Origin of the sequence: Variovorax sp. WDL1, assembly GCF_001541225.1 — a bacterium.
In the GTDB taxonomy this organism is placed as follows: domain Bacteria; phylum Pseudomonadota; class Gammaproteobacteria; order Burkholderiales; family Burkholderiaceae_C; genus Variovorax.
In genome coordinates, this window is the sequence record NZ_LMTS01000274.1 from 45,794 (window position 1) to 47,898 (window position 2,105).

Here is a 2,105-nt window from a genome sequence, read left to right on the forward strand (position 1 = left end):
GAGCCCATCACCTGGCCGATCAACGCCATCCACGCCGTGCTGACGCCCGACGGCAAGGTCATGAGCTATGGCACCGACCCGAGCGGCGCACAGGGGGCCCAGCTCTACTACGACGTCTGGACCCCGACGACCAACGCCCACAGCCTGCTGCAGCACAGCGTGCGCACCGACCTCTTCTGCACCGCCCAGACCGTGCTGCCGGCAGGACAGGTGCTGATGGCCGGCGGCGACACGCGCGGCATCACACCGGACAAGGTCAACGGGGGCGTGGCCGACGTCAATTTCTACGATCCGGTCACTTCCACCATCAGCGCCGGGCCGCCCATGGCCTATGCGCGCTGGTACGGCACCGCGGTTCCCCTGGCCGACGGCCGGGCGCTGATGCTGGCAGGCATCGACGGCGGCGGCGCCGGCTCCGGCGTGCCGGAGATCTACACGCCCGGGCAGGGCTGGCGCACGCTCGGGGCCATCCCCAACTGGCCGGGCGACTGGTTCTATCCCCGCGCCGTGCTGGCGCCGAACGGGCGCGTGGTCGTGGCCAGCAGCAACCACATGTTCAGCATCAACACCGAGGCGCCCACGATGGGACCGATCGGCACGCTGCCGAAGTTCCTCAACTGGGTGCTGCCCTGGGCCATGTTCGACCGCGGCAAGATGCTGATGGTGGCGGACGACGGCAGCGCGGTGGTGATCGACATCAACGGGCGCACGCCGGTCGTCAGCACCGTCGCAGGCCCCGGGCCCAACCGCGAATGGGGCACGGCCACCGTGCTGGCGGACGGCAAGGTGCTGGTCACCGGCGGCTCCGCCCAGGACAACGAGCTGGTCGACACCGCGTTCACGGCCCTCCTCTGGAACCCGGCGACGGGCCAGTGGACCACCGGCAACCCTGCGCAGAAGGCCCGGCTCTATCACTCCACGGCGATGCTGCTGCCCGATGCCACGGTGCTCTCGGTCGGCGGCGGCTCGCCCGGGCCGGTGCTGAACCTCAACGCCGAGATCTATTCGCCGCCCTACCTGTTCGACAGCAGCGGCCAACGGGCTGCGCGCCCGATCATCAACACGGCCCCGGCCCAGCTGACCCTCGGCACCGACTTCCAGATCAGCGTCGTGTCGCCGCTTTCGATCCAGCGCGTCACGCTGGTGCGAACCGGTGCGGTCACGCATTCGACCGACTTCGGGCAACGTTTCCTCAACCTGCCCTTTACCCAGGCCGCCGGAAGCTCGACGGTCAACATCACCCTCAACGAGAGCCCGAACATCCTGCCCACCGGCTATTACATGCTGTTCGCGATCGACAGCGCCGGCGTGCCCTCCGTCGCGAAGATCCTGAAGGTGCAGGGCGGCTGGACGAAGGTGGCCGACCAGGGCCACACCTTCACGCTGCCGGCTTCCACCGTCGTGCAGTTCGGGCAGGGCGGGAACTGGGCCCACAAGACGGTCACCGGCAACGTGAGCTGCAGGAGCGAGTTCTTCGGGATGAATCCGGCGCCGAACGTCGCCAAGACTTGCCATGTGCTGGCGCCCAAGGCCGGCGGCGTGACGGCCGGCACCCAGGTGACGACTGGAGACCGCACTGTGGCCGCGCAGGGCGCAACCTTCAACATGGCGAGCGCGACCGTGGTCAGCTACGGCATCGATTCGCGCTGGGTCGACAAGGTCGTGACGGGTACGGGCACCTGCAACACGTCCTTCTTCGGGACCGATCCCGCGCCGGGGGTCACCAAGTCCTGCGTGGCGGACACGGGGACCGCGGCACCGCCTGCGCCTGCGCCTGCGCCTGCTCCGGCTCCCGCTCCGGCACCCGCACCGGCTCCTGCACCCGCACCTGCGCCGGCTCCTGTACCGTCCGGCGCGACTCTGGCCGTCGAAGGCGGCACCTTCACGGTGTCGAGTTCGACCTTGGTGGCCTATGGCGCCGACACCCGCTGGGTGCAGAAGGCGGTCGTTGGCACGGTGCCATGCACCAACGAGTTCTTCGGCACCGACCCGGCACCGTTCGTGGTGAAGTCCTGCAGGCTAACGACTGCCGCACCTGCGCCTGCACCTGCACCTGCACCTGCGCCCGCGCCTGCGCCTGCGCCTGCGCCTGCGCCTGCGCCTGC

At 69.6% G+C, this 2,105-nt stretch carries 1 protein-coding gene; it reads left to right on the plus strand.

Translation table 11 applies throughout. From position 1 onward, the window contains the following. Window positions 1-2,105, plus strand: a 2,105-nt coding sequence (locus APY03_RS33835; protein WP_083944747.1) for a galactose oxidase early set domain-containing protein, incomplete at both ends; no start/stop codon positions are given.